The organism is Mesorhizobium sp. M7A.F.Ca.US.005.03.2.1 (assembly GCF_003997795.1).
Lineage (GTDB): Bacteria > Pseudomonadota > Alphaproteobacteria > Rhizobiales > Rhizobiaceae > Mesorhizobium > Mesorhizobium ciceri.
In genome coordinates, this window is record NZ_RZRP01001010.1 from 1 (window position 1) to 2,065 (window position 2,065).

Genomic DNA, 2,065 nt, shown 5'->3' on the forward strand with positions numbered 1-2,065 from the left:
GGAGCCGAAATTGCAGATCAGGACTATCGCCAACTCGACACCGCCGGCACGAGATGCTTCGGCGGTTTCATCGGCCCCATCATCGGAATCCAGGCGTATCAGTGACGATGTCGCGCAGGCGCGCCACACCGCCATGTCGGCGCTGACCAACGACCGCTTCCGCATCATGCTGGAGCAGATAACCGATCCGGTTTCATCCGGCGCGCTGATGACGATGCACAGCGACAATGTGGTCGACTTCAAGTCGGCGCAGTCGAGCTACGCCGACAACAGCGAATAATCGAAACCGATAAGCTCAGGCCCGGCTGCGGCGGCGCTCGCGGCGGGCTTCGCTGGTCTCGGCGGTATTTTCCGTCGCCACCTTGTTGCGCATCGGGCCGATGCGCTCGACGATCGCGGCAACCGTCGGACGATCCGCCTTGGTGTGCGCGTCGAGCGCCTTGCGCATGGCGGCAAGGTGCTGGAACGAGGTGCCGCAGCAGCCGCCGATTATTTTGGCGCCGCCATCGACGGCGAGCCTGACATAGTCGGCCATCAGTTCGGGTGTGCCGGAATAATGGATTTCGGTGCCGCGGAATTCGGGAATGCCGCAATTGCCCTTGACGATCACCGTTGCCTCCGGCTTCGCCTCGGTCATGTCGAGCAGCGAGGCCAGGATGTCAGACGCGCCGACGCCGCAATTGGCGCCAACGCCAAGCGGCGCCTGCGACAGCCCGTCGGTGACGCCGTGGATATCCCTGGGTAGCAGGCCCATCATGGTGCGGCCGGCGGTGTCGAAGGAACCGGTATAGGTGTAAGGCAGGCCGACGCGGATGGCAGCCTCGGCGGCGGCGCGGATCTCGTCGGGAGCAGACATCGTCTCGATCCAGGCGACTTCGGCGCCGCCTTCCTTGAGACCCTCGATCTGCTCGGCGAAGGCGTCGACCGCCTCGTCGTAGGTCATGGCGCCGAGCGGCACCAGCAATTCGCCGGTCGGGCCGACCGAACCGGCGACGATCACCTTGCGGCCGGCCTTGTCGGCGACAGCACGGGCGATCTCGGCGGCGCGCTTGTTCAGCGCATGCACACGGTCCTGCGCATGATGCAGCTTCAGCCGGTGGCGGGTGCCGCCGAACGAGTTGGTGAGGATGATGTCGGCCCCGGCATCGACGAAATTCTGATGCAGGCTGGTGATGGTGTCAGGCGCCGTCTCGTTGAGCAACTCGGGCGCCTCGCCGGCTTCCAGCCCCATGGCGAACAGGTTTGTGCCGGTGGCGCCATCGGCCAGCAGCACGCCCTTTTCGGCCAGCAGAGCATCGATCGGGTTGGTGGTCGTCATCGGATTGGCTTTCATGTTTCGAAGTCGAATAAGGATATAAAGAAGTCTTTATGTGTAGTCAATGGAATGGCGGCAACGCGGCCACCAATGCGGAGGCCGGTTTCCGTCCGAAGGATCATTGTTGCCGAAGATCAGACAGTGCCTGTTGGGAACGACATGCCGGCCAGTCTGTGCGCGAAGCCGGACGCCTCGTGCGCATTGATGTCGGCGGCCCGGATCAGATTGTCGAAATGCTGGATCAACGTCTGGATCGGCTGGGTGGCGTTGAGCACCAGATACATGTCGCCGACATAGATGGCGGCGCGATAAGGGCCGAAGATTGTGTAGGGGATCGAATAGCGCATGCGCCCGTCATAGAGAAACAGCCGGAAGGTCGGATAGAGGTCGTCGAGCAGCGTCGCCATGTGCAGCAGCTGCGCGCGCCGGTCGGCTTCGGGGAAACGGTCCCAGACACCCAGCCCGCGGGCAAATATCTCCAGCGTGTGGCGCGGCATGCAGACTTCCATGTCGGTCTCAGGCCGCCTGTTGTAGTCGATGCGGTATTGCGTTTCGCCGGCCTGCGCCAGGCGGCTCTTGTTGGCGATGCCGGCTTCGTAGTCGACCAGCGCTTCGGTGCGCAGAAGATCGGGAATGCCGGCAGGCACGTAGCGGATCTTGGTGCCTGCCGCCTCGGCATGCCATTTGGCCAACAGCGTGCGGTCGAAACCATCCGGTGCCTCTTCGATCTCCAGGCTTTCGCGGATTTCG

Annotated in this window: 3 protein-coding genes; 1 reads left to right on the plus strand and 2 read right to left on the minus strand. The window is 63.4% G+C overall.

Annotated elements, in window-relative coordinates:
* A partial coding sequence (locus tag EN991_RS40125) for a hypothetical protein (protein WP_245461148.1) occupies positions 1–280 on the plus strand: 280 nt, incomplete at its 5' end.
* A gap of 15 nt (positions 281–295) precedes the next feature.
* On the opposite strand, the gene bmt is transcribed toward EN991_RS40125, so the two are convergent.
* Together bmt and EN991_RS33900 are read right to left on the minus strand one after the other, a co-directional pair.
* Entirely contained in the window at positions 296–1,318 is a 1,023-nt protein-coding gene (gene bmt / locus EN991_RS33895) for a betaine--homocysteine S-methyltransferase (protein ID WP_063173709.1), read from the minus strand.
* 131 nt (positions 1,319–1,449) lie between these two features.
* Positions 1,450–2,065, minus strand: a 616-nt coding sequence (locus tag EN991_RS33900; RefSeq protein WP_127370368.1) for a transcriptional regulator, incomplete at its 5' end; no start/stop codon positions are given.